The sequence below is a fragment of the Knoellia flava TL1 genome (assembly GCF_000768675.1).
GTDB classification, from domain to species: Bacteria; Actinomycetota; Actinomycetes; order Actinomycetales; family Dermatophilaceae; genus Knoellia; species Knoellia flava.
The window spans coordinates 350,402-373,448 of sequence record NZ_AVPI01000001.1 but is presented as its reverse complement, the minus strand read 5'-3'; the positions used below and the strand labels follow the sequence as shown (position 1 = coordinate 373,448).

Here is a 23,047-nt window from a genome sequence, read left to right as displayed (position 1 = left end):
ACCGGGCTCGAGTCCGCCGTCGACCGTGCCGCGGCGGGCAGCGCCGACCTCGCCGCGGGCGCGACGCGGCTCGACGAGGGCCAGCGCCGGGCCCTCACCGGCGCCCAGCAGCTGTCGTCGGGGGCGGAACGCCTCGACACCGGTCTCGCCTCACTCGACACGGGCGCCGGGACCCTCGCCACCTCGCTCACCGACGGTGCCGAGCAGGTGCCCGACCCGACACCCGAGCAGCGCAAGGCCGTTGCCCAGACGATCGGCGCCCCCGTCGGCATCACCTCGGACGCGCTCGCCACTGCAGGCTCCTACGGCGCCGGGCTGGCCCCGTTCTTCCTCGCGCTCGCGATGTGGATCGGCGGGTTCACCCTCTTCACCCGCGCCCGCCCGCTCGTCGAGGAGGCGATCACGAGCCGGTGGGCGGTCCTGCCCGTCGCGCTCGGCGGCTGGCTCGCGCCCGCGGTCATCGGCACCGCGCAGGCCGTGCTCGCCTGGGTTGTCGTGCGCTTCGCCGTGGGCATCGACCTCGCGCACCCGTGGGCCGTCCTCGGGTTCATGCTGCTCGTGTCGATGACCTTCATGGCGGTCATCCACGGGCTCATGGCCCGGCTCGGCGACACGGGGCAGTTCCTCGGCCTCGTCCTCATGGTGCTCCAGCTCGTCAGCGCCGGCGGCACCTTCCCGTGGGAGACCCTGCCCGGTCCGCTCCGCGCCCTGCACCACGTGCTCCCGATGTCGTATGCCGTCGAGGGCCTGCGGACCCTCGCCTACGGCGGGCCGCGGATGCACCTGGGGCTCGACGTCGCGGTCCTCCTCGCGTGGGCCGGCGGGGCGCTCCTGCTCTCGACGGCAGCCGCTCACCGGGTCCACCGGCGGCGGCCGGTCGCGTCGCCGGCGGTGGCTGCCACGTGACTTCCCGCCCGGCTCGGTCCGCCGTCGCCTCCCACGCCTCCTCCTTGGCCGCCGCGCTCGTTTCGGTCGTGCTTCTCACGATGCTCCTCGGCGGCTGCGGCTGGTTTGGCGAAGGGTCCGGCTCGGGTGGGCGAACGGCATACGAGATGTCGGTGGACTGCCCGGAGGCTCCCGGGACCGGCTCGGTGAAGCCGACCGTGGAGCAGCTCAACTCGGTTCTGGCAGAGGCGGATCTGCCCTACTGGCAGGCGGCCGACATCGGGGCGAGCGCGCGGCTCACCGACGGCCGGCTCGTGTGGGTCTTCGGCGACACGATGCGCCGGCAGGGCGTCGCGCCCGGCATGGTCGCGAACTCGATGCTCGTCTCGTCGGGCCTGTGCGTCAGCCAGGTCATGGCGACCGCGCGGGGGCCGGTGATCCCCGACGTCGAGCCCGGTGTCGTGCGCTGGCCGATGTCGGTGAGCGTCGTGCGCGACGGCGACGAGGACGTCGTCATCGTCTTCACGGGTCGCATCCGCCGGGGGAGCGGGGCCGACGTGTGGGGCTTCCGCTACCTCGGGTCGGACGCCGTGACCTTCCGGGTGCGCGCGGGGGAGGCGCCGCAGCTCGACACGGTGCTGCCGCTCACGCCCGACGACGAGAGTGCCCACCAGGTCAACTGGGGCTCGGCGTCGATGGTGTCCGACGACCACATCTACGTCTACGGGACGGAGCTGCCCTCCGGTGCGGCGTTCGGGCGGGCCCTGCTCGTCGGTCGCGGCACCCTCGGCCGTCCCGAGGACCGGCAGTCGTGGGAGTTCTGGGACGGGCGTCGCTGGCAGGCCGACCCGCACCGCGCGGCGCCGGTCATCGCGGCGAAGGGCGGTGTCTCGCAGACGCTCTCGGTGGACCGCATCGGCGACGAGTTCGTCGCGGTGTCGAAGAAGGACGGCGACCTCGGCTCGACCGTCGCGACGTGGACGTCGGCGTCACCCGTCGGGCCGTGGCGGGTGAGCGACGCCCTCGAGGCGCCGTTCCTCACGGGCAAGGACGAGTTCGCCTACGCGCCTCTCGCGCACCCCGAGATCTCGCTCGCCGACGGCGGGCTGCTCGTCTCGATCTCGCGCAACACGACCGACCTCGCCCGGCTCCGGCAGGACCCGACCGTCGGCCGCCCGCGGTTCGCCGAGATCCCCCGCCCCTAGGTCCTCAGGGGGTGAGGAGGACCTTGCCGGTCGCGCGGCGCTCGTCGATGTCGGACAGTGCGACGGCGACCTCGTCGAGCGAACGCACCGACCCGACGACCGGGTCGAGCCGGCCGTCCTCGAGCAGCGGCACGAGGTCGTCCCACTGGCGGCGGACCGAGCCCGCGCCTCCGGCTCCTGTCCACCACGCCCCCCAGCCGACACCGACGACGTCGATGTTGTTGAGCAGCAGGCGGTTGACCCTGACCTCCGGGATCGACCCGCCGGTGAAGCCGACGACGAGCAGCCGCCCGAGCGGCGCCAGCGACCGGAGGGAGTCGGTGAAGCGGTCGCCGCCCACGGGGTCGACGACGACGTCGACGCCATGACCGGACGTGAGCTCGGCGACGGCGTCCCTGAACCCGTCGGCGGGCAGCACCTCGTCGGCGCCGGCCGCCCTCGCGACGTCACCGCGCGACGGGTCGGACACCACGGCATACACGGTCGCTCCCCATGCCTTGGCGAGCTGCGTCGCGGCGGTGCCGATGCCCCCGGCCGCGCCGTGGACGAGCACCTTCTCGCCCTCGGCGAGGCGGCCGCGGGTGCGGAGCGCGAAGTGGCAGGTGAGGTAGTTCATCGGGAGCGCAGCGCCCTGGTCGAAGGTCACGCCGTCGGGCAGCGGGAGGACGAGGGCGGGGTCGCAGACCACCTGCTCCGCGAACCCACCGAGGAACGGGAAGGCCGCGACCCGGTCGCCGACCTCCAACCCGCTGCCGGCAGGGGCGACGCGGACGAACCCGGCGACCTCCGCGCCCGGGACGAACGGAAGGGGTGGCTTGACCTGGTACTCGCCGCGGGTGAGCAGCACGTCGGGGAACGCGACTCCGGCGGCGGCGACGTCGATGAGCACCTGGCCGTCCGGCACCTCGGGCGAGGGGACGTCGACCACCTCGATGGCGTCGGGTCCGTCGAGTCGGGTCACGAGGGCAGCGCGCATCCCCGAATCCTAGGAGCCCGAGTGTCTTCACGGCCGGGCAGGAACCCCGCGGCCCGACACCAGCCGCACGCGCGACGAGGACTCACCGCCAGCCGGTGCGGTGAGTCCTCGCCAGACTCCTTCGCGGAGGCCCCGTGGGACTGGACCACCCGTCGCTGGCCTCTTCGGGTCAGGGACGTGCGGCCATGTTGCCGGGACCACCCCCAAAGGTAGGACCACCTTTGGCCAACGGTCCAACGAATCCTGCTGAAGGGTGTTGAGATTCGTTCATGAACCTCGACCAGGTTCGGGCGCTCGCGGCCATCGTCGACACCGGCAGCTTCGAGCTCGCCGCGCGAACGCTCCACCTCACGCCGTCTGCGGTGAGCCAACGCGTGCGCGCCCTCGAGACGAGCGTCGGCCAGGTGGTCGTGCGCCGGGCGAGCCCGTGCACGCCGACCGACGCCGGTGCCGTGCTGGTGCGGCTGGCGCGGCAGGTCGAGCTGCTCGAGGACGAGTCGAGGGACCTCCTCGGTGTGACGCGGCAGGCGCCGGTCGTCCTGCGCGTCGCGGTCAACGCCGACTCGCTCGACACCTGGCTCGTCCACCTCATCGAGGCGGCGTCGGGGTGGCACGACACGCGGCTGCGGTTCACCGTCGTCGACGAGGACCACTCGCTCGGGCTGCTGCGCGACGGGGCCGTCGGTGCGGCGATCGCGACCGAACCCACGCTCGTGCCCGGCTGCCGCTCCTTCCCCCTCGGGACGATGCGCTACGTCGCCGTCGCGTCGCCGGCCCTCGCAGCCCGTCACACCCTCCCGGGCGGCGGCCCCGACTGGGAGCACCTGCCGGTCCTCCGCTTCGACGACCACGACGCCCTCCAGGAGGACCACCTCGCCTCGCTGGGCGTGACGCCGTCCTCCCCGCCGTGGCAGATCCCGTCGGTGCACGGGCTGCGCACCGCCCTCGTGGCCGGCGTCGGCTGGCTCTTCGTGCCCGACGTCTCGGTGGGGGAGGACCTCGCCGAGGGGCGGCTCGTCACGCTCACCGACGACGTCGTCGACGTCCCGCTGCACTGGCACGTGTGGAAGGTCCCCTCCCACCGCCTGGACCGCCTCAACGACGCCGTCGCCGAGGCCGCGCGGGCGGGGCTGCGCGCCCCCGTCGGGTCGCCCAGCCCCTCGTCGACGCCGACGCGACCGCTCGTCGTCGCCCCGTAGGGAATGTCACCGCCTCACCGACGCTTGTCCTTGTGTGCCCGCGCCCCGCCATACCCTCCTCGCCACCATCGCCCTCGTCGTCGGCGGCTTCGCCATCGGCACGACCGAGTTCGTGACCATGGGGCTGCTGCCCGAGATCGCCCGGGGCGTGTCGGTCTCGATCCCGACGGCGGGACACACGATCTCGGCGTATGCCGCGGGCGTCGTCGTGGGTGCCCCGCTCCTCGCGGTCCTCGGCGCGACGTGGCCCCGCAAGGCGCTCCTCGTCGGCCTCACCGTGGCGTTCGTCGTCGGCAACATCGGCACCGCGCTCGCCCCCGACTACGCCTGGCTCATGCTCGCCCGCTTCGTCTCCGGGATGCCGCACGGGGCCTTCTTCGGCGTCGCCGCGCTCGTCGCCGTCGACATGGCGGCGCGCGGTCAGGCCGGCCGTGCGGTGAGCCGGGTCATGCTCGGCATCCCCTTCGCCAACGTCGCCGGCGTCCCGGGGGCGACCTGGCTCGGCCAGCAGTACGGCTGGAGAGCCGCCTACTGGCTCGTCGCCGTCCTCGGCGTCCTCACGATCGGGCTGCTCGTCGCCTACGTCCCGCACATCGAGCGCAACCTCGAGAGCACGATCAAGCGCGAGCTCAAGGGCTTCGCGACGACCCAGGTCGGGCTCACCCTCGCTATCGGCGCCATCGGGTTCGGTGGCATGTTCGCGATGGCGAGCTACATCGCGCCTACGGTCACCGACGTCACCGGGCTCGACGCGAGCGCAGTGCCGATCTTCCTGCTCGCCTCCGGCATCGGCGGGCTCGTCGGGACGCCCATCGCGGGCCGGCTGGCGGACTGGTCCGTCCTGCGCTCGATCACCATCGGCTGTGTCGGCATGGGCGCCAACCTCGTCGCCTTCGCGCTCACCGCCCAGTGGTGGCTGCCCGCGATCTTCTTCTACTTCCTCTCCTCGGTGCTCGCCGGCATCCTCGTCGTCAACCTCCAGCTGCGGCTCATGCAGGTCGCCGGGGATGCCCAGACCCTCGCCGCCGCGAGCAACCACGCCGCGCTCAACACCGCCAACGCGCTCGGCGCCTGGCTCGGTGGCGTCGTCATCGCTGCGGGCTACGGCTACACCGCCCCGAGCTGGGTCGGCGCCGGCCTCTCCGTGCTCGGCGCGGGCGTCCTCGGCCTCAGCCTGAGAAAGCACAGGGCGGACACCCGACCGGCACCGGCGCGCACCGCCTGACCCGGGCCTAGTCTTCGGGCATGACCGAACTCGTCCGCAGCCGCACCGAGGACGGCATCGCCCACGTCACGCTCGACCGCCCCGACAAGCTCAACGCCCTCACGCTCGACACCCTCGAGCAGCTCGTCGCGACCGCCCGGCGCCTCCACGCCGACCGGACCCTGCGGGCGGTCGTGCTCTCCGGCGCGGGCGACGCCTTCTGCGCCGGGCTCGACTTCGCGACGGTGCTGCGCGAGCCGCGGCGGGTGGCCGCCGCCTTCGCGCCCCGCCCGTGGCGCGGGACCAACACCTTCCAGGAGGCGTGCTGGGCGTGGCGCCGGCTCCCCGTGCCCGTCATCGCCGCGGTCCACGGCCACTGCCTCGGCGGCGGCCTCCAGATCGCGCTCTCGGCCGACTTCCGCATCACCACCCCCGACGCGAAGTGGTCCGTCCTCGAGGCCAAGTGGGGGATCATCCCCGACATGTCCGGCATCCAGGCCCTCTCGCAGCAGGTCGGCATGGACGTCGCGAAGCGCCTCACGATGACCGGCGAGACCGTCTCGGGCACCGAGGCGGTCCGGCTCGGCCTCGCCACGGAGGAGAACCTCGACCCGTATGCCGGTGCGCTGGCGCTCGCGGGCACCATCGCCGAGCGCTCGCCGGACTCCGTCGCCGCTGCCAAGCGGCTCTTCAACCGGACGTGGTCGGCGGGCGACCGCCGGACCTTCCGCTGGGAGCGGCTCGAGCAGGCCCGGCTCCTCATGGGAGCCAACGCGGCCGAGGCCCGCAGAGCGGCCACGCGACGTGAGCGGCCGGCATACAGGCCGCGCGCCGGGTTCGACCCCCGAGGCTGAGGTGGCACCGCGCGAGGGCGACGACGCCACGACGACCCGTCACATCACCTGCGTGCTGTGCGAGGCGATGTGCGGCCTCGAGGTCTCGCTGCGTGGTCAGGAGATCGTCGGCATCAAGGGGCACGCCGCCGACCCGCTCTCGCGCGGCCACATCTGCCCCAAGGGGGTCGCGCTCCAGGACCTGCACACCGACCCCGACCGCCTGCGGCGACCGGTCAAGCGGGTGGGTGGCGAGTTCGTCGAGATCGGCTGGGACGAGGCGATCGAGCTCGCCGCCGACCTGCTGCACGGGGTGCAGGCCCGGCACGGGCGCGACGCCGTCGCGACCTACCTCGGCAACCCCAACGTCCACAGCACCGGGGCGCTCACCCACGTGACGATGATCCCGCGCACGCTGCGCAGCCGGTACGTCTTCAGCGCGACGAGCGTCGACCAGCTGCCGCACCACGTCGTCGCATGGGCGATGTTCGGCCACCAGTTCCTCCTGCCCGTCCCCGACATCGACCGCACCCGGCTGCTCGTCCTCGTCGGCACGAACCCGATGGCCTCGAACGGGTCGTTGTGGACGGTCCCCGACTTCCCGGGGCGGCTGCGCGAGCTGCGTTCTCGCGGAGGGCGGCTCGTCGTCATCGACCCGCGGCGCACCGAGACGGCGGCCGTCGCCGACGAGCACCACTTCGTCCGTCCCGGCACCGACGCCGCCGTGCTCCTCGCGCTCGTCCACGTCGTCCTCGCCGAGGGTCTCGCGCGCCCGGCACCATGGGTGAGTGGGATCGACGACCTGCGCCTCGCCGTCGCCGACTTCACCCCCGAGGTCGCGGAGGAGGTGAGTGACGTCCCGGCCGACACGATCCGTGGCCTCGCCCGTGACGTGGCCGCGGGCTCCGCCGCGGTCCACGGGCGCATGGGGGTGTCGACGCAGGAGTTCGGTGTCCTCTGTCAGTGGGCGATCCAGTGCCTCATGGCCATCACGGGCAACCTCGACCGTCCCGGCGGGACGATGTTCACGACGCCGGCGATCGACATCGTGGGCCGCGGGCTCGTCGGGCGTGGCCACCGCGGCCGGACCCACTCGGCGGTGCGCGGGCTGCCGGAGTTCGGGGGCGAGCTGCCCGTCTCGGTCATGGCCGAGGAGATGGAACCGCCCCTGCCTGCGATCCGCGCGCTGCTCACCGTCGGGGGCAACCCGGTGTCGTCGACTCCGGCGGGGGGCCGCCTCGACGAGCGGATCGCGGCGTTGGAGGCCGTGGTCGCCATCGACCCCTACGTCAACGAGACGACGCGGCACGCCCACGTCATCCTGCCGCCCACGGGCCCGCTCGAGCGCGACCACTACGACCTCATCTTCCACACGCTCGCGGTCCGCAACACTGCTCGATGGTCGCCGGCGCTCTTCCCCCGCGGCAAGGACCAGCGGCACGAGTGGGAGATCGCCCGCGACCTCGTCCTCGCGCTGAGCCGGCGCAGCGGACGGCGGCTCGGGTGGCGACGGGCGGTGCGGCTGCGGGCGTCGCCGCGCCTCACCGTCGACGTCCTCCTGCGGTCCGGGCGTCGAGGGCTGTCGGTCCGGCGCCTGGCCCGCACCCCCGGCGGTGTCGACCTCGGCCCCCTCGAGCCGCGCCTGCCCGACCGCCTCCCCACCCGCGACAAGGTCGTCGTCCTCACCCCGGCCGTGGTCACCGACGGGTTGGCGGCCCTGCGGGCCCGGCTGCCCGAGCTGCGAGACGCCGCCGGCAGCGACGACCTCCTCCTCATCGGGCGGCGACATCAGCGCGACAACAACTCCTGGATGCACAACACCGACCGGCTCACCCGCGGGCGCCCGCGCCACCAGCTGCTCATGCATCCCGACGACCTCGCCGTTCGCGGCATCACCGACGGCTCCCTCGTCACCGTGACCTCCGACGTCTCGTCAGTCCAGGTCGAGGTCCGGGCCACCGACGACGTCATGCGCGGGGTCGTCTCGCTCCCCCACGGCTACGGCCACCGGCGCCCCGGCGTCCGCCTCTCCCGCGCGGTCGAGGTGCCCGGAGTGTCGATGAACGACCTCACCGACCCCTCCCGCGTCGAGGGCGTCTCGGGCAACGCCGTGCTCAACGGCATACCCGTCGTTGTGGCCCCGGCGGTCGCGATCGGTGAGCCGGACTCCGTGGCGAAGGCGACACCGACTACCGGCTAAGCGACCGCTCACCTAGGGTCTGGTGCATGGACTTCTCATCGTCGGAGCGTTCGCTCGACCTCGCGCAGCGTGTCCGCGACTTCGTCGACACCGAGGTCGAGCCGGCGGAGCGGGTCCTTGCCCAGGACATCGCGCGGCGTCGCGCGGCCGGCGAGGACCCGTGGCCCGCGCACCCGCTCCTCGCCGAGCTGCAGGCGAAGGCGCGCGACCGGGGGCTGTGGAACCTCTTCCTCCCCACCGGTCACGAGGGCCCGTATGCCGTGCAGTTCGGCACCGATGGCGGCGCCGGTCTGTCGAACGTCGACTACGCCCCGATCGCCGAGGCGATGGGGCGCAGCTTCTCGGCGCCGCTCGTCTTCAACTGCAACGCCCCCGACACCGGCAACATGGAGGTGCTGCTCAAGTACGGCACCGACGAGCAGAAGTCCGAGTGGCTCGAGCCGCTGCTCGACGGCCGCATCCGCAGCGCCTTCCTCATGACCGAGCCCGGCGTGGCGTCCTCCGACGCGACGAACATGGAGGCCACCGCCGTCATCGACGGTGACGAGGTCGTGCTCAATGGTCGCAAGTGGTGGTCGACCGGCGTCGGCAACCCGGACTGCAAGGTCGCGATCTTCATGGGCGTCACGGACCCCGAAGCGTCACGCCACTCGCGCCACTCGATGGTGCTCGTGCCGTTCGACCACCCCGGCGTCAGGGTCGAGCGGATGCTGTCGGCGTTCGGGCAGCACGACGAGCCCATCGGGCACGGTGAGGTGTCGCTCACCGACGTCCGGCTCCCCGTCACGAACGTCATCGCCGGACCGGGTCGTGCGTTCGAGATCGCCCAGGGCCGTCTCGGGCCCGGCCGTGTCCACCACTGCATGCGGCTCATCGGCCTCGCCGAGAAGGCGCTCGAGCTGGCCTGCGAGCGGGCGACGACCCGCACCGCCTTCGGCAAGCCGCTCGCCAACCTCGGCGGCAACCGCGAACGGCTCGCCCAGGCGCGCATCGCCATCAACCAGGCCCGCCTGCTCGTCCTCCACGCCGCGTGGAAGCTCGACACCGTCGGCGCCTTCGGCGCGATGAGCGAGGTGAGCGAGATCAAGGTGGCCGTGCCGCGGATGGCGTGCGACGTCATCGACATGGCGATCCAGCTCCACGGTGGCGCCGGGATGTCCGAGGACTTCCCGCTGTCGGCGGCCTACGCCAACGCTCGCTCGCTGCGCCTCGCCGACGGGCCCGACGAGGTCCATCTCGGTGTCGTCGCCAAGATCCTCCTCGCTCCCTACGCCGAGAGGGCCTCGCATGCCGACGGGCAGGCGACCCGCTCATGACCCCCCGTGCACAACTCGCCAATTCCTCCCGTTCCGCACACCCCGGAACCGGTCGCCGAGTGCTCATCACCGGTGGCGCGTCCGGGCTCGGCCTCGCGCTCGCGCGCGCCTTCGCCGAGCGCGGCGACCGGGTCCTCGTCGGCGACCTCGCCGAGAGCCGGCCTGACAGCGTGCCGGGCGACACGGCATACCTGCGTCTCGACGTCCGGAGCCAGCAGGACTGGGACGCGGCCCTCGCGCACGTGCGCGAGACGTGGGGCGGGCTCGACGTCCTCGTCAACAACGCCGGCGTCGCCACCGGTGGGCGCATCGACGTCGAGTCGATCGCCGACTGGGAGCGGGTCATCGACATCAACCTGCTCGGGGTCGTGCGCGGCTGCCAGACGTTCACGCCGATGTTCAAGGAGCAGCGCTCCGGCCACATCGTCAACACCGCCTCGCTCGCCGGCCTCGTGCACGGACCCGGCATGTCGTCCTACAACGCCGCGAAGGCCGGTGTCGTCGCGCTCTCGGAGACGCTCGGGTTCGAGCTCGCGCCGTGGGACATCGCGGTGTCGGCGGTGTGCCCGGCCTTCTTCCGCACCAACCTGCACGAGTCGCTCCAGGGCAAGGACACCGCCATGGAGGAGACCGCGCTCAAGCTCATCACCAGGGCGTCGATGACGGCCGACGAGGTGGCCGCTGTCGTGCTCAAGGGGATCGACAGGCGCAAGCGGATCATCCTCACCGACCGGCTGGGCCACCAGGCCTACTGGACCAAGCGGCTGGTGCGGCCGGCATACGACCGGGTCGCGACCAAGGCGGGGCAGAAGCTCGCGCGGAAGTCCCGGGATGCCTGACGAGCTCGGATCGCCCGTCCGCGACGAGGACGCGTTCGACGTCGAGGCGCTCGCGGCGTGGCTGCGGGACAACGCCCCCGACGCGACCGGGCTCGACGCGACGCCCGAGGTGCGCCAGTTCAAGGGCGGCGCGTCCAACCTCACCTACCTGCTGCGCTATCCGACCGTCGACCTCATCCTGCGTCGCCCGCCGCGCGGGACGAAGGCCAGGGGCGCCCACGACATGCGTCGCGAGAGCGACATCCAGGCCGCGCTCGGCACCGTCTACGACCGAGTGCCCGAGATCGTCGCGTGGTGCGGCGACGAGTCGGTCATCGGCTCGGAGTTCTACGTCATGGAACGGCTCGTCGGGACGATCCTCCGGCGCGACGTCCCGACGTCGCTTGGGCTCGGGCCGGACGACGTCAACCTGCTGTGCCGCAACGCCCTCGACACGCTCGTCGAGCTCCACCGGGTCGACGTCGACGCTGCCGGGCTCGGCGGCCTCGGCAAAGGGCCCGGCTACGTCGAACGCCAGGTGACCGGCTGGTCCGCGCGCTACCGCAAGGCCCGCACGCCCAACGTCGGCTCGTTCGAGGGCGTCATGCAGTGGCTTGAGGAAAACCGGCCCGACGACGTCGGCCAGGTGCTCATCCACAACGACTTCCGCTTCGACAACCTCGTGCTCGCCGAGGACGACCCCACGCGCATCGTCGGCGTCCTCGACTGGGAGATGGCCACCGTCGGCGACCCGCTCATGGACCTCGGCGGGGCGATGGCCTACTGGGTGCAGGCGAGTGACGACCCCGTGGCCAAGGCGCTGCGGCTGCAGCCGACCCACACGCCGGGGATGCTCACCCGGGTCGAGGCGGTCCGCTACTACTGCGACCGCATGGGTCTGCCGATGGACGCGCGACGGTGGGCCTTCTACGAGGTGTTCGGGCTCTTCCGGCTCGCCGTCATCGCGCAGCAGATCTACCTCCGCACCTACCGCGGTGAGACGACGAACCCGCAGGCGAAGCGGATGCGGTGGTTCGTCCTCTACCTCGACCTGCGGTGCCGCGTGCTCGTCCGGCGAGCGAGGCTGGCCGACCGCAAGGGTCGCCGATGAGCCGCATCCTCCTCGTCCGCCACGGCCAGGCGTCGTGGGGCAAGAAGGACTACGACAAGCTCTCCGACCTCGGTCACGAGCAGGCGCGGACCGTCGGCCGCGAGCTCGTCCTGCGCGACATCGAGGCCTCACGGGTCGTCTCGGGGTCGATGCGCCGCCAGCGCGACACCGCCGCCGAGCTCGTCGCCGAGGCGGGCTGGACTTGCGAGGTCGAGACCGACCCGGCGTGGGACGAGTACGCACACACCGCGATCCTCACGGCATACAAGCCGGCCTACCGCTCGATGGCGCTCATGAAGGCCGACCTCGCCCGCACCCTGCGACCGCACCGCGCCTTCGACGAGATGTATGCCGTGGCGACCGAACGGTGGGTGGCGGGCGCCCACGAGGGTGACTACGAGGAGCCGTTCTCGGTGTTCGGTGAGCGGGTCCTCGCCGGACTGACGTCGCTGTCGGACAACGTCGGCCGCGGCGAGACGGCCGTCGTCGTCAGCTCCGCCGGCGCCATCTCGTGGGTCGCCGCGGCGCTGCTCGGCGGCGGTGCCACGGTCTGGACGTCGCTGCAGCGCGTCATCGCAAACGCCTCGCTCACGACCCTGTCGATCGGTGCAACGGGACCGGTGCTACGCACCTTCAACGACACCTCCCACCTCGAGCGCGTCCCCGACCTGCTCACCACCCGCTGAGGAGAACGCCTTTCATGACGACCACGCTCATCACCGGAGCCAGCTCGGGCATCGGCGCGGAGCTCGCGCGCCAGCTCGCCGCCCAAGGTCACGACCTTGCGCTCTGCGCTCGCCGGGTCGATCGGCTCGAGGAGCTGCGCGACGAGATCGTCGCGGCCCACCCCGACCGAATCGTCTCGCTCAAGGCGCTCGACGTCACCGACGACGACGCCGTCTTCCGTGTCTTCCACGAGTTCGACGCCGAGCTCGGCGGCGTCGACCGAGTCGTCGTCAACGCCGGGCTGGGCAAGGGTGCTCCGATCGGTGTGGGTGGATATGCCGCCAACCGTGCGACGGCGATGACGAACTTCATCGGCGCGCTCGCGCAGTGCGAGGCGGCGATGGAGATCTTCCGTGCGCGCAAGCGCGGCCACCTCGTCGTCATCTCCTCGATGTCGGCCATGCGGGGCATGCCCAAGACCGTGACGACCTATGCCGCGACCAAGGCCGGCATCGCCCACCTCGCCGAGGGCATCCGCGTCGAGATGCGCGGCAAGCCCGACCTCGACATCACCGTGTCGACGATCTTCCCGGGCTACATCCGCTCGGAGATGAACGAGAAGGTCGAGCAGCGGACGAAGTTCATGGTCGACACCGAGACCGGGGTCCGCGGCATCGTCGAGGCGATCGAGAAGGGCGTCGAGACCGCCCGCGTCCCGGCGTGGCCGTGGAAGCCGCTCGGCACCGCGATGCGCCACCTGCCACTCGGGGTCGTCCGCAAGCTCACCTGAGGGGCTGCTCCCTTCAGAGCGAGAAGAGCATGGCCGAGTGGGTCCGGAATCGGCATCCCCCGATCGTCCCACCGGCCGACCCGCTCGTATGCCGTGCCGCGGCTGCGTTGGGATCGGTGGGTGCTTGATCGGCTTGACACGGCAAACCTTGGTCACTCTTGTCGGAGGGTGGCGCGCGCAGCGGCCAGGTGATGTTTGTCCCACCCCAACGAAACCGCAGACTTCGGCTCTCGATAGTGCTCTCGCGCACGCCCGGTGGCAGGCTCGCAGCGGCGACATCCGACAGACCTCAGGGGAGACCAGCCCGCATGCGCACCGTCCGTACGTCCTTCTTCGCCACCGCTGCCGTCACGGCCGCGGCCGCCGTCTCGCTCCTGTCGGCGGCGCCCGCCCAGGCGGCGCCCGCACTCAACTGCAAGTTCAGCTCGAGCGGCCGCACGCTCAGCGCCTACTGCTACGACAGCGGCACCGACGGCAAGGAGTTCCGGGCTCGGGTCGGCTGCGCCGTGTGGTCCGGCGGCTACGAGGTCTACTCGCGCTACGGCACGTGGCGCAAGCAGAGCGGTGGCACGTGGTCGTCGGCCTCCTGCGACTCGGGGCACTACGCCGTGAAGCACGGCGTCTCCCTGCGCTGACCCGCGCACCCGGCGCGTGGAGGGGCGCGCCGGGCCCGCGGCGTCGCGGCAGCCGAGCGCTGCTCAGAGGTGCTGGTGCATGACGTGCAGGCCCACACGCCCGTGCGCCCGGCTCTCGAACGCCTCCGGCACCGTCCCGATCACCTCGAAGCCGAGGGCCTTCCACAGCCGCACCGCCACGGTGTTCGTCTCGACCACGGCGTTGAACTGCATTGCGGCATAGCCCTGCTCGCGCGCCCAGCCCAGTACCCACTCGCCGAGCGCCCGCCCGACACCACGTCCACGAGCCGCCGACGACACCATGAACGATGCCGTCGACACGTGCGACCCCCGCCCGGGCCGGTTGGGTCCGGTCTTCGCCGACCCCAGCACCTCACCGGTCGCCTCGTCGACCGCCACGACCGTCACGCCCGGTGGTGACTCGACCCACCACCCACGTGCCTCGTCGAGGGACAGGCCGAGCGGGAACGCATACGTCTCACCCGCCTCGACGACCTCGGTGAACGTCGGGAAGAACGCGACCCAGTCGTCTTCGGTGATGGGGCGGATGATCATGCGGTGGCGTCCTCTGTGACGGGGTCGGGGTGCACGTGCTCGTCGCGAAGCCCGTGGACGAGCAGGGCGAGCGCCGCGGCATACGTCGACATGACGATGCCCGAGACCACTGCCCGCTGTCGCGGGGTTTTCACGAGGTGCTCGCCGAGGATGATCGTCGCGTCGGAGAGCAGGAAGAGCCCACCGCCGAGGGCCACGGTCCGGCGCTGGGTGAGCGCGAGCGCAGACATCGAACCGAGGAGCATCCCGTATGCCGTGAGCACCGGGTCCGGGTGTCCGGCACCTCCCGTGTCGACCACCGCCAGGCCCGCGAGCGTGCCGCCGACGATCGTGGACGGCACCGCGCGCGGCCGCGCCCCATCGGCGAGCATCAGCCGGACGAGCCCGATCTGCTGCACCGCGAACGCCCCTGCGCCACGCCTCATGAGGAGCCGCCGGCCCTCCACCGAAGCCGCCCGTCCGGACGCGTTCATGAACCAGTCGCCCATCGCCGACCCCGCCAGAGCCGCCACGAGCGTCGCCGAGCGAGCGGCCGACCGCTCCCCACGGGTGGCCACGACGCCCGCCGCGAGGGTCGGCGCGAGCAGCAGCTTGGTCGCGAGGTGTGACCGCTCGCGACCCGTCACTGACGCCGCCGTGGTCAGCACTGCCACCGCCACGTAGCCGAGGAGGTCCGCTCGCGCAGGAAGCCTCACCGGCGAGTCGTCGTGAACTCGAAGTCGAAGGCTTCGAGCCGCGCCACCAGCGCGGCACCGAACGCGACCGACGGCGTGAGCACCCCGCCGGCAGAGGGCAGCTCGTCCAACGCCAGCGACAGCCCGGCCTGTCCGAGCATGATCGCGGTGCCGGAGTAGCCGGGGTCGTAGGGCGCCCCCACGCGGGTCCGGTAGCGCGCCCCCGTCGTCGTGGTCGTCTCGATGTCGAAGACGAAGCGGCCGTTGGCCATCGTCTCCTCCGACGGCCCTTCGCCCGGCTTCGGCAGCACGACGTCGAGCACCCGCCGCGTCGGCGCGGTCGACATGCCCGCGAACAACCCACCCAGCACGACGGACGTCAGCCCGGCCTTGACCGCGCCCATCGGCCCACGCCCGGTGTCCATCACCTCGTCGTAGCGGAAGTCGCGACCGTAGGACCAGTCGGTCAAGGCGTTGCTGCGACGGACGATCCGCGTGTTGAACGACGCCATGAAGAACGGGGCGACCCACCGCTTCGTCACCGAGTCGTAGCGCGTGCCCGACACCGCCTGCACCTTGCCGAGCAGCCCGAACTCGTCCTTGGTGCGGTTGCGCGACGGCGGCTCGGCCGACCGGTCGGGTGAGAGCCCGTGGGGGTCGGTCACGGCCCGGCGCCGCACCGGGTCGGCCGACTCGATCGCCTGCTGCCGCATCGAGTCGATCGTCCCGCCGCTCACGCCTCCGCGCAGAGTCCGGACGTGGGTCACGGTCTCACCGAGCGTCCCCTCGCCGTCCTCGGCGACCCGCTGCGCGAGCGCCCACACCCCGAGGTCCGACGGGATCGAGTCGAACCCGCACGAGTGGACGACCCGCGCCCCGGTCCGCTCGGCCTCCTCGTGGTTGGCGTCGATGCTGTCGCGCACGAAGAGGACCTCGCCGGTGAGGTCCGCGTAGTGGGTGCCCGCGGCGGCACACGCGGAGGCCAACGGCATACCGAGCTTCGCGTAGGGGCCCACGGTCGTCACGACCACGCGGGTGCGAGAGGCGAGGTCGGCGACGGCCGCCTCGTCGGTCGTGTCGACGACGAGCAGCGGCCAGTCGCGGGCCGCACCGGTCAGCGACGAGCGCACCTCGGCCAGCCGCGACTCCGACCGACCCGCCAGCGCGATGCGCACCGACGAGGGCGCGTGCTCCGCGAGGTGGTCGGCGGTGAGCCGGCCGACGAAGCCGGTGGCGCCCACGAGGACGAGGTCGAACTCCCGATCGCTGGTCATCGCCCGAATCTAGGCGATGCGCGCACGCGGCCCCCACCGACTGTGACGCGTGCGGCAGAGTGACCCCATGGCGCGACGACCGAAGGTGCTGGCCATCGTCCAGGCGGGCGGCCAGGGCTCACGCATGGACGTCCTCACGCGCGAGCGCGCGAAACCCGCCCTTCCGTATGCCGGCCACTACCAGCTCGTCGACTTCGCCCTCTCGTCGTTGTCGCACAGCGGGATCAACGACGTGTGGCTCAGCGTGCAGTACCTCTCGACGAGCCTGCACAAGCACGTCGCCGCGGGCCGGCCCTGGGACCTCGACCGCACGCGCGGCGGCCTCCAGTGGCTCTCGCCCGAGGAGGGCAGCGGCGCTGCGTCGCAGGCGGGCTTCAGCGAAGGCAACGGTGACGACCTCTATCGCAGCCTCGACGCGATCCGGAACTTCGGCGCGGACGTCGTCCTCGTCCTCAGCGCCGACCAGGTCTTCTCGCTCGACCTGCGCGACGTCGTCGACCAGCACCTCGACACCGGCTCGTGGTGCACGGTCGTGACGACCGAGGTGGGCCCCTCGCAGGCCGCCTCCAAGGCGGTGGTCACGGTCGGCCCCGGCGACGTCGTCACCGGTCTCGACTACAAGCCCAGCGATCCCGGCGCCTCGACCATCGCGGCCGAGATCTTCGCCTACCAGCCCGAGCGGCTCGCGACGACGCTCGAGGCACTGCGGGCCGAGCGCGTCGACTCCTCCGACGGGTCCGACTCGGGCATCGGCGACTTCGGCGAGCACCTCATCCCGCGGCTCGTCGACGAAGGAGCGGTGCACGCCTTCGCCCTTCCTGGCTACTGGCGCGACCTCGGCACACCGAGCGAGTACGTCGCTGCCCACCGCGACCTCCTCGCCGGCCGGGTCGACGTGCTCGACGACCCGGCGTGGCCGGTCCTCACCCGCTGGCCCGAGCTGCCGGCCGCACGGATCCGCAAGGAGGCCGACGTCTCGGCATCGGTCGTGAGCGCGGGCGCCGACGTCTCCGGCACGGTGCTGCGCAGCGTCATCGGTCCGGGCGTGCGCATCGCCAAGGGTGCGGTGGTCGAGGACAGCGTCGTCTTCGCCGACGTCGTCGTCGAGGCGGGCGCCGAGGTGCGGGCCTCGGTGCTCGACACCGGCTGCGTCATCGGGCAGCGGGCTCGTGTGGGGGCCACCCCTCCCGGGTCGCGGATCGGCGACGACCGGCTCGTCCTCATGGGTCGCGACAGCCGAGTGACGCGTGGTGCGGACGTGGCGCCGGGGTCGCGGCTCGAGCCGGGTTCGACGGCCTGACCTGCGATTTTGCCCTGATGCTTCCGAACCGCGCGCGCTCCGCCGAGGAGTAGACAGGGGGGACTGGCGCCGTCCGGTGCCGGACACCACAGGAGGTACGCGATGACGCAGGACCAGAGTGGCACGGACCCGGAAGGCGGCCTCGACATGGGCCAGGGCGACGAGGGAAGCACCGGCGGAATGCAGAGCTCGGGGGACCTGGGGCGCTCGGACGCCGAGGGGCCCGCGGACAGCGGCGCCGGCGAGTCGGGCATGCCCGGTGAGCAGGACGGTGGCGCAGACGGCGGGGCCGACGGCGGCGTCCTCAGTGGCTCCGGCGGAGACGGCCTCAGCGGCGCGGGCGGCGGCGACGACAGTGGCGAGGGTGGTGGCGGCTCGGGCAGCTCCGGCAGCAGTGGCGACGCCGAGGGTCCGGCCGACAGCGGCGCAGGCCAGTCGGGCACGCCCGGCGAGCACGACGGTGGCGCAGACGGCGGGGCCGACGGTGGCATGGGCGGTTCCGGTGGCACGGGCGGTTCCGGTGGCATGAGCGGCGCCGACGGCGGCGAGGGCGCGATGGGCGCCGTCGGCGGCTCGGGCGACGCCGGGATGGGCGGTGACGCCGAGGGTCCGGCCGACAGCGGCGCTGGCCAGTCGGGCACGCCCGGTGAGCACGACGGTGGCGCAGACGGCGGGGCCGACGGTGGCATGGGCGGTTCCGGTGGCACGGGCGGTTCCGGTGGCATGAGCGGCGCCGACGGCGGCGAGGGCGCGATGGGCGCCGTCGGCGGCTCGGGCGACGCCGGGATGGGCGGTGACGCCGAGGGTCCGGCCGACAGCGGCGCTGGCCAGTCGGGCACGCCCGGTGAGCACGACGGTGGCGCAGACGGCGGGGCCGACAGGTCGCAGTGACCGAGCCCCACGAGCCGCGGCCGGGAACCCTGTCCCCGGCCGCGGCTTCACCTGCCCTGGCCCGCCTCGTCGGAATGCCGGCCGCGGACTTCGCCGACCGCGTCTGGTCGCGCGCACCCCTCCTCACCCGTGCTGACGACCTGCCCCGGGACTTCGCCGACCTCTTCGGCCCCGACGCCGTCGACGAGCTCGTCGCGCGCCGTGCGCTGCGCACGCCGTTCGCACGGATGGCCAAGGACGGCGCGACCCTCGCGGACCGCACCTTCACCCTCGGCGGAGGCGTCGGCGCCGGCATCGGCGACCAGCTGAGCGAGGACCGGGTGCTGCGCGAGCTCGCCGGGGGAGCGACGCTCGTCCTCCAGGCCCTCCACCGGAGCTGGGCGCCGGTCCAGGACTTCGCGGCGGCGCTCACAGACGACCTCGGTCACCCCGTCCAGGTCAACGCCTACGTCACCCCACCCCAGAACCAGGGCTTCTCCGACCACTACGACGTGCACGACGTCTTCGTCCTCCAGGTCGCGGGCGAGAAGCGCTGGCGCATCCGGCCACCGGTCCTCGAGTCCCCGCTGCGCGACCAGCCGTGGGAGCGTCGGCGCGCCGCCGTGGAGCGGGCGGCGCAGGCCGAGCCGTTCCTCGAGGAGACCTTGCGTGCCGGCGACTGCCTCTATCTCCCGCGCGGCTGGCTGCACTCCGCGACCGCTCTCGGCGGCACGAGCATCCACCTCACCATCGGGGTGCACACGTGGACCCGACGCCACCTCGTCGACGCCGTCCTCGCCCGCATCGGCGACCGGCTCACCGACGACGTCGAGGCGCGGCGTTCGCTGCCTGTCTCACCCGGCACGTCCGGTGGCTCCGAGGTCGCCTTCGGCGACGACGCCGAGGTCGTGCGGTCCCTCGTCGCCAAGGCCCTCCAGGACATCGGTGTCGACGAGATCGTCGAGGCGCTCCGTCCGCAGGTGCGCGCTGCCCAGCGCGCCGAGCCTCTCGGCGTCCTCGACCAGGTCGAGCGTGCGACCCGAGACGAGCGCGACGACGAACGCGACGGCGAGCGTGGCGCCCCGACCACGTGGCGACCGCGCCGCCACCTTGCCGCCCATTGGGAGGGCACCGGCGACAACCTCGTCCTCGTCAGCCGGGTCGGACGCCTCGAGGTGACGGCGGACGAACGCGACGCGGTCGCGGAGGTGCTGGACGGCATACGGGATGCTGCGGGTCTCGACCCGGCGCTGAGGCGACGGCTCGCGCTCGCGGGACTCCTCGTCCCCGCGGACGTCAGTGGAGGGTGACCCGGCCGGAGTCGACGTGCCAGCGCTGGTCGAGCTCGACGTTGTCGAGCAGCCTGCGGTCGTGGGAGACGAGGAGCAAAGTGCCGTCGTAGGCGGCCAGCGCCTCCTCGAGCTGCTCGATCGCGGGCAGGTCGAGGTGGTTGGTCGGCTCGTCGAGCACGAGGACGTTGACCCCGCGCGCCTGGAGCAGGGCCATGGCCGCGCGGGTGCGCTCGCCCGGGGAAAGGCGTGACACGAGGCTCGTCACCTGGTCCGCACGCAGCCCGAACTTGGCGAGCAGCGTCCGGCGGTCGGCAGGTGCGAGGTCAGGCACGACCTCGCCGAACGCGTCGTGGAGGGTGAGGTCCTCGCGCAGGCCCGTGCGTGCCTGGTCGATGACGCCCACGGCGACGCTCGCGCCCAGGCTCGCCCGTCCGGCGTCGGGGGGGATGCGCCCGAGCAGCAGGCCGAGGAGGGTGGTCTTGCCGGCGCCGTTGGGTCCTGTGATGCCGATGCGGTCGCCGGCATCGACCTGGAGGGTGACCGGTCCGAGCTCGAAGTCGCCGCGCCGCACGGTCGCGTCGGCCACGGTGGCGACGACCGAGCTCGACCGCGGCGCGCTGCCGATGGAGAACTGGAGCACCCACTCCTTGCGCGGCTCCTCGACCTCCTCGAGCCGGGCGATGCGTGACTCCATCTGCCGCACCTTGCGCGCCTGCTTCTCGGCGGAGTCGATGCTGGCGGCCCGGCGGATCTTGTCGTTGTCGGGACTCTTGCGCATCGCGTTGCGGACGCCCTTGCTGCTCCACTCGCGCTGGGTGCGGGCGCGCGACTCGAGGTCGGCCTTTGTCTCGGCGTACTCCTCGTAGGCCTCGCGCGCGTGCCGGCGGGCGATCTCGCGCTCCTCGAGGAAGGCGTCGTAGCCACCGTCGTGGACGGCCACGGAGTTCTGCGCGAGGTCGAGCTCGACGACGCGGGTCACGACCCGTGAGAGGAACTCGCGGTCGTGCGAGACGAGCACGACGCCGGCCCGCAGCCCGGTGACGAACTCCTCGAGCCGCTCGAGCCCGGCGAGGTCGAGGTCGTTGGTGGGCTCGTCGAGCAGGACGAGGTCGAAGCGGCTCAGCAGCAGCGCGGCCAGTGCCGCTCGCGCCGCCTGCCCGCCCGACAGCGAGGTCATGGGGGCGTCGCCGCCGACGTCGAGCCCGAGCTCGCCGAGGACCGCGGGGATGCGGTCCTCGAGGTCCGGGGCGCCGCTCGCGAGCCAGTGGTCGAGGGCGGTCGCGTATGCCGCGTCGGCTCCCTGGGTGCCCACGGCCAGGTCTGCTGCGGCCGCCTCCATCGCCTCGGTGGCGTGGGTGGCGCCGGTGCGCCGGGCGATGTAGCCACTCACGTTCTCACCTGCGAGGCGCTCGTGCTCCTGCGGCAGCCAGCCGACGAACGCGTCGCTCGGGGCGGTGGTGACCGAGCCGGCCAGCGGGACGGAGTCGCCGGCGAGCAGGCGGAGCAGGGTCGTCTTGCCCGCGCCGTTGGCGCCGACGACGCCGACGACGTCACCCGGGGCGACGGTGAGGTCGAGATGCTCGAAGAGGGTGCGGTGGGCGTGACCCCCGGACAGGTCCTTCGCGACGAGGGTGGCACTCACGCGCACAGACTAGGTGCCCCCGCGGCCCCTCTTCCCCGACTTCTTGCGCAGGAGCGACACGAGCAGGGCCGAAAACGGGGTTTCGGTGTCGCTGCTGCGCAATCAGTCCCAGGTCAGCCGTGGAGGCGCTCGCGCAGCTCGGCGTAGCGACCGCGCAGCGCGGCCGTCGCCTCGGCGGCGTCGGCCGAGGGCTCGACGACGGCCTCGGTGCGCACCTCCCACTCGGGCAGGTCGGTGCCGGCCAGCGTCGCGGCGGCCTGGCGGGCGGCGCCGAGCGCGACGTACTCACCGGACGCGGGCACATGGACCGGCACCCCGAAGAGGTCGGCCGCCATTGACCGGACCGCAGCCGAGGCAGCCGCCCCGCCGATGAGGAGCACCCGCTCGACGTCGACGCCCTGACCGCGCAGGGCGTCGAGCGCCTCGGCGAGGTTGGCGACCATGCCCTCGACGACGGCGCGGGCGAGGTTCTCGGGTGTGGCGTTGGCACGGGTGAGCCCGGCGAGGGTGCCCGACGCCGACGGCAGGTTGGGGGTGCGCTCCCCGTCGAGGTAGGGCAGGAGGGTGAGCCCACCCGCACCCCGCGGGGCGTTCGCGGCAAGCCGGTCGAGCTCGGCGAGCTCCACGCCGAGCATCGAGGCGCCGGCGGTCATGACCCGGGCGGCGTTGAGCGTGGCGAGCAGCGGCAGGAAGTCGCCAGTGGCGTCGGCGAAGGAGGCGACGGCGCCGGAGGCGTCGGCAACGGCCGCGTCGTGCCTGGCGAAGGCCGTGCCGCTCGTGCCGAGCGAGATGACGGCGTCGCCGGGGCGCAGGCCGAGGCCGAGGGCGGCGCCGGCGTTGTCACCCGTTCCGGGGCCGAGCACCATCCCACCCTCGGTGCGGCCGGCGGGCTCGGTGGGCCCGAGGACGCGTGGCACCTCCACCTGTCGGCCGACGGCGAGGTCGAGCAGCTCGGGGAGGTAGGCATTCGAGCCCGCCGACCAGTAGCCCGTCCCCGACGCGTCGCCCCGGTCGGTCGTCCACCCCTCGAACCCGTTGCCCTGCTGGAGGATCCGGCCGGTGAGCCAGTCGTGGGGCAGGACGCAGGTGCGCGTCCGCTCGAGCGACTCCGGCTCGGCGCGACGCAGCCACCGCAGCTTGGTGATCGTGAAGGAGGCCACCGGCACGACGCCCACCTCGGTCGCCCAACGCTCGGCCCCGCCGAACTCCTCGGTGAGGTCCGTGGCGTCCTGCGCCGACCGCGTGTCGTTCCAGAGCAGCGCCGGGCGCACGACCTCGCCGGCCCCGTCGAGCGTCACCATGCCGTGCTGCTGCCCGCCGACCGAGATGGCGGAGACCCCGTCGAGCAGCCCGTCCGCGGTCGCCGTCTGGTATGCCGTCCACCACGCCTGCGGGTCGACCTCGGTCCCGTCGGGGTGCGGTGCGCGACCCTGCCGGACGACCTCGCCGGTCTCGGCGTCGCACACGACGACCTTGCAGGACTGGGTGGAGGAGTCGACGCCGGCGACTAGCTGCTTCGATGCCATGTCTCCATCCTTGCCGACTTCGTCGCGTCAGTGGGGAGTGCTCCCCACTGACGAACGGGCCGGTCCGTGCTTGGAT

General features: G+C 72.9%; 21 protein-coding genes. 15 read left to right on the top strand and 6 right to left on the bottom strand.

Translation table 11 applies throughout. From position 1 onward, the window contains the following. Together N798_RS01885 and N798_RS01880 are read left to right on the top strand one after the other, a co-directional pair. Positions 1-906 (top strand): YhgE/Pip family protein (locus N798_RS01885; RefSeq protein ID WP_035945668.1); only part of this gene is annotated, 906 nt, incomplete at its 5' end. Continuing rightward, on the top strand, positions 903-2,090 hold the full coding sequence (locus N798_RS01880; protein WP_156971571.1) for a DUF4185 domain-containing protein: 1,188 nt from the start codon (positions 903-905) through the stop codon (positions 2,088-2,090). The genes N798_RS01885 and N798_RS01880, both read left to right, overlap by 4 nt. Positions 2,091-2,094: 4 nt before the next feature. Here N798_RS01880 and N798_RS01875 read toward each other — a convergent pair whose 3' ends face one another. Continuing rightward, positions 2,095-3,066: an NADPH:quinone oxidoreductase family protein gene (locus tag N798_RS01875; RefSeq protein WP_035945664.1), complete on the bottom strand. Its 972-nt coding sequence runs from the start codon at positions 3,064-3,066 to the stop codon at positions 2,095-2,097. Positions 3,067-3,335: 269 nt separating this feature from the next. Here N798_RS01875 and N798_RS01870 point away from each other — a divergent pair, with 269 nt between their 5' ends. The 10 genes from N798_RS01870 (at position 3,336) to N798_RS01825 (ending at position 13,838) form a co-directional block, all read left to right on the top strand. After that, positions 3,336-4,265, top strand: a complete 930-nt coding sequence (locus N798_RS01870; protein WP_052116812.1) for an ArgP/LysG family DNA-binding transcriptional regulator — start codon at positions 3,336-3,338, stop codon at positions 4,263-4,265. 34 nt (positions 4,266-4,299) lie between these two features. After that, positions 4,300-5,490, top strand: coding sequence for an MFS transporter (locus tag N798_RS01865; protein WP_035945662.1), 1,191 nt, complete (start codon positions 4,300-4,302; stop codon positions 5,488-5,490). A 20-nt stretch (positions 5,491-5,510) separates the two neighbouring features. Next, complete coding sequence (locus tag N798_RS01860; RefSeq protein WP_035945658.1) at positions 5,511-6,323, top strand: crotonase/enoyl-CoA hydratase family protein; 813 nt, start codon at positions 5,511-5,513, stop codon at positions 6,321-6,323. Position 6,324: 1 nt separating this feature from the next. Beyond that, positions 6,325-8,502 (top strand): molybdopterin-dependent oxidoreductase, encoded by a 2,178-nt coding sequence (locus N798_RS01855; protein WP_229708485.1) that lies wholly within the window; start codon positions 6,325-6,327, stop codon positions 8,500-8,502. A gap of 26 nt (positions 8,503-8,528) precedes the next feature. Further along, positions 8,529-9,818, top strand: coding sequence for an acyl-CoA dehydrogenase family protein (locus N798_RS01850; protein ID WP_035945652.1), 1,290 nt, complete (start codon positions 8,529-8,531; stop codon positions 9,816-9,818). A 59-nt stretch (positions 9,819-9,877) separates the two neighbouring features. Further along, positions 9,878-10,657, top strand: a complete 780-nt coding sequence (locus N798_RS01845; RefSeq protein ID WP_035945650.1) for an SDR family NAD(P)-dependent oxidoreductase — start codon at positions 9,878-9,880, stop codon at positions 10,655-10,657. Continuing rightward, positions 10,650-11,747: a phosphotransferase family protein gene (locus N798_RS01840; RefSeq protein WP_035945649.1), complete on the top strand. Its 1,098-nt coding sequence runs from the start codon at positions 10,650-10,652 to the stop codon at positions 11,745-11,747. Before N798_RS01845 ends, N798_RS01840 begins: the two co-directional genes overlap by 8 nt. Then, positions 11,744-12,433: a histidine phosphatase family protein gene (locus N798_RS01835; RefSeq protein ID WP_035945648.1), complete on the top strand. Its 690-nt coding sequence runs from the start codon at positions 11,744-11,746 to the stop codon at positions 12,431-12,433. The genes N798_RS01840 and N798_RS01835 overlap by 4 nt, the downstream gene beginning before the upstream one ends. A gap of 14 nt (positions 12,434-12,447) precedes the next feature. Further along, positions 12,448-13,203, top strand: a complete 756-nt coding sequence (locus N798_RS01830; RefSeq protein ID WP_035945646.1) for an SDR family oxidoreductase — start codon at positions 12,448-12,450, stop codon at positions 13,201-13,203. A gap of 308 nt (positions 13,204-13,511) precedes the next feature. Then, a complete protein-coding gene (locus N798_RS01825) occupies positions 13,512-13,838 on the top strand; it encodes a hypothetical protein (protein WP_035945644.1) in 327 nt (108 codons plus the stop codon). 63 nt (positions 13,839-13,901) lie between these two features. On the opposite strand, the gene N798_RS01820 is transcribed toward N798_RS01825, so the two are convergent. From N798_RS01820 to N798_RS01810, 3 genes are read right to left on the bottom strand one after another with little or no spacing between them, the layout of a single operon-like run. Continuing rightward, on the bottom strand, positions 13,902-14,393 hold the full coding sequence (locus N798_RS01820; protein ID WP_035945640.1) for a GNAT family N-acetyltransferase: 492 nt from the start codon (positions 14,391-14,393) through the stop codon (positions 13,902-13,904). Continuing rightward, positions 14,390-15,088, bottom strand: a complete 699-nt coding sequence (locus N798_RS01815; RefSeq protein WP_052116810.1) for a lysoplasmalogenase family protein — start codon at positions 15,086-15,088, stop codon at positions 14,390-14,392. The genes N798_RS01820 and N798_RS01815 overlap by 4 nt, the downstream gene beginning before the upstream one ends. Then, positions 15,085-16,341, bottom strand: a complete 1,257-nt coding sequence (locus N798_RS01810) for a saccharopine dehydrogenase family protein (protein ID WP_035945632.1) — start codon at positions 16,339-16,341, stop codon at positions 15,085-15,087. Before N798_RS01810 ends, N798_RS01815 begins: the two co-directional genes overlap by 4 nt. 67 nt (positions 16,342-16,408) lie before the next feature. Between N798_RS01810 and N798_RS01805 the strand changes: the two genes are divergently transcribed. The 3 genes from N798_RS01805 (at position 16,409) to N798_RS01790 (ending at position 19,821) form a co-directional block, all read left to right on the top strand. Further along, positions 16,409-17,641 carry a glucose-1-phosphate adenylyltransferase family protein gene (locus N798_RS01805; RefSeq protein WP_035945630.1) on the top strand — a complete coding sequence of 411 codons (1,233 nt, stop codon included), beginning with the start codon at positions 16,409-16,411 and terminating at the stop codon, positions 17,639-17,641. Positions 17,642-17,743: 102 nt separating this feature from the next. After that, positions 17,744-18,532 carry a hypothetical protein gene (locus N798_RS18585; RefSeq protein ID WP_052116809.1) on the top strand — a complete coding sequence of 263 codons (789 nt, stop codon included), beginning with the start codon at positions 17,744-17,746 and terminating at the stop codon, positions 18,530-18,532. After that, a complete protein-coding gene (locus tag N798_RS01790) occupies positions 18,529-19,821 on the top strand; it encodes a cupin domain-containing protein (RefSeq protein ID WP_229708492.1) in 1,293 nt (430 codons plus the stop codon). Before N798_RS18585 ends, N798_RS01790 begins: the two co-directional genes overlap by 4 nt. Here the strand turns inward: N798_RS01790 and N798_RS01785 are convergent. Then, positions 19,808-21,445 (bottom strand): ABC-F family ATP-binding cassette domain-containing protein, encoded by a 1,638-nt coding sequence (locus N798_RS01785; RefSeq protein WP_035945629.1) that lies wholly within the window; start codon positions 21,443-21,445, stop codon positions 19,808-19,810. The two genes, N798_RS01790 and N798_RS01785, sit on opposite strands and share 14 nt — an antisense overlap. 113 nt (positions 21,446-21,558) lie before the next feature. Continuing rightward, positions 21,559-22,971: a xylulokinase gene (gene xylB / locus N798_RS01780; RefSeq protein ID WP_035945627.1), complete on the bottom strand. Its 1,413-nt coding sequence runs from the start codon at positions 22,969-22,971 to the stop codon at positions 21,559-21,561. Between the last annotated feature and the right edge of the window lie 76 nt (positions 22,972-23,047).

Bases quoted from the DNA above. Each gene is read 5' to 3' on its own strand.
- N798_RS01875 (WP_035945664.1), bottom strand. From the start codon at position 3,066: ATGCGCGCTGCCCTCGTGACCCGACTCGACGGACCCGACGCCATCGAG.
- N798_RS01870 (WP_052116812.1), top strand. From the start codon at position 3,336: ATGAACCTCGACCAGGTTCGGGCGCTCGCGGCCATCGTCGACACCGGC.
- N798_RS01860 (WP_035945658.1), top strand. From the start codon at position 5,511: ATGACCGAACTCGTCCGCAGCCGCACCGAGGACGGCATCGCCCACGTC.
- N798_RS01850 (WP_035945652.1), top strand. From the start codon at position 8,529: ATGGACTTCTCATCGTCGGAGCGTTCGCTCGACCTCGCGCAGCGTGTC.
- N798_RS01840 (WP_035945649.1), top strand. From the start codon at position 10,650: ATGCCTGACGAGCTCGGATCGCCCGTCCGCGACGAGGACGCGTTCGAC.
- N798_RS01835 (WP_035945648.1), top strand. From the start codon at position 11,744: ATGAGCCGCATCCTCCTCGTCCGCCACGGCCAGGCGTCGTGGGGCAAG.
- N798_RS01830 (WP_035945646.1), top strand. From the start codon at position 12,448: ATGACGACCACGCTCATCACCGGAGCCAGCTCGGGCATCGGCGCGGAG.
- N798_RS01825 (WP_035945644.1), top strand. From the start codon at position 13,512: ATGCGCACCGTCCGTACGTCCTTCTTCGCCACCGCTGCCGTCACGGCC.
- N798_RS01820 (WP_035945640.1), bottom strand. From the start codon at position 14,393: ATGATCATCCGCCCCATCACCGAAGACGACTGGGTCGCGTTCTTCCCG.
- N798_RS01810 (WP_035945632.1), bottom strand. From the start codon at position 16,341: ATGACCAGCGATCGGGAGTTCGACCTCGTCCTCGTGGGCGCCACCGGC.
- N798_RS01805 (WP_035945630.1), top strand. From the start codon at position 16,409: ATGGCGCGACGACCGAAGGTGCTGGCCATCGTCCAGGCGGGCGGCCAG.
- N798_RS18585 (WP_052116809.1), top strand. From the start codon at position 17,744: ATGACGCAGGACCAGAGTGGCACGGACCCGGAAGGCGGCCTCGACATG.
- xylB (WP_035945627.1), bottom strand. From the start codon at position 22,971: ATGGCATCGAAGCAGCTAGTCGCCGGCGTCGACTCCTCCACCCAGTCC.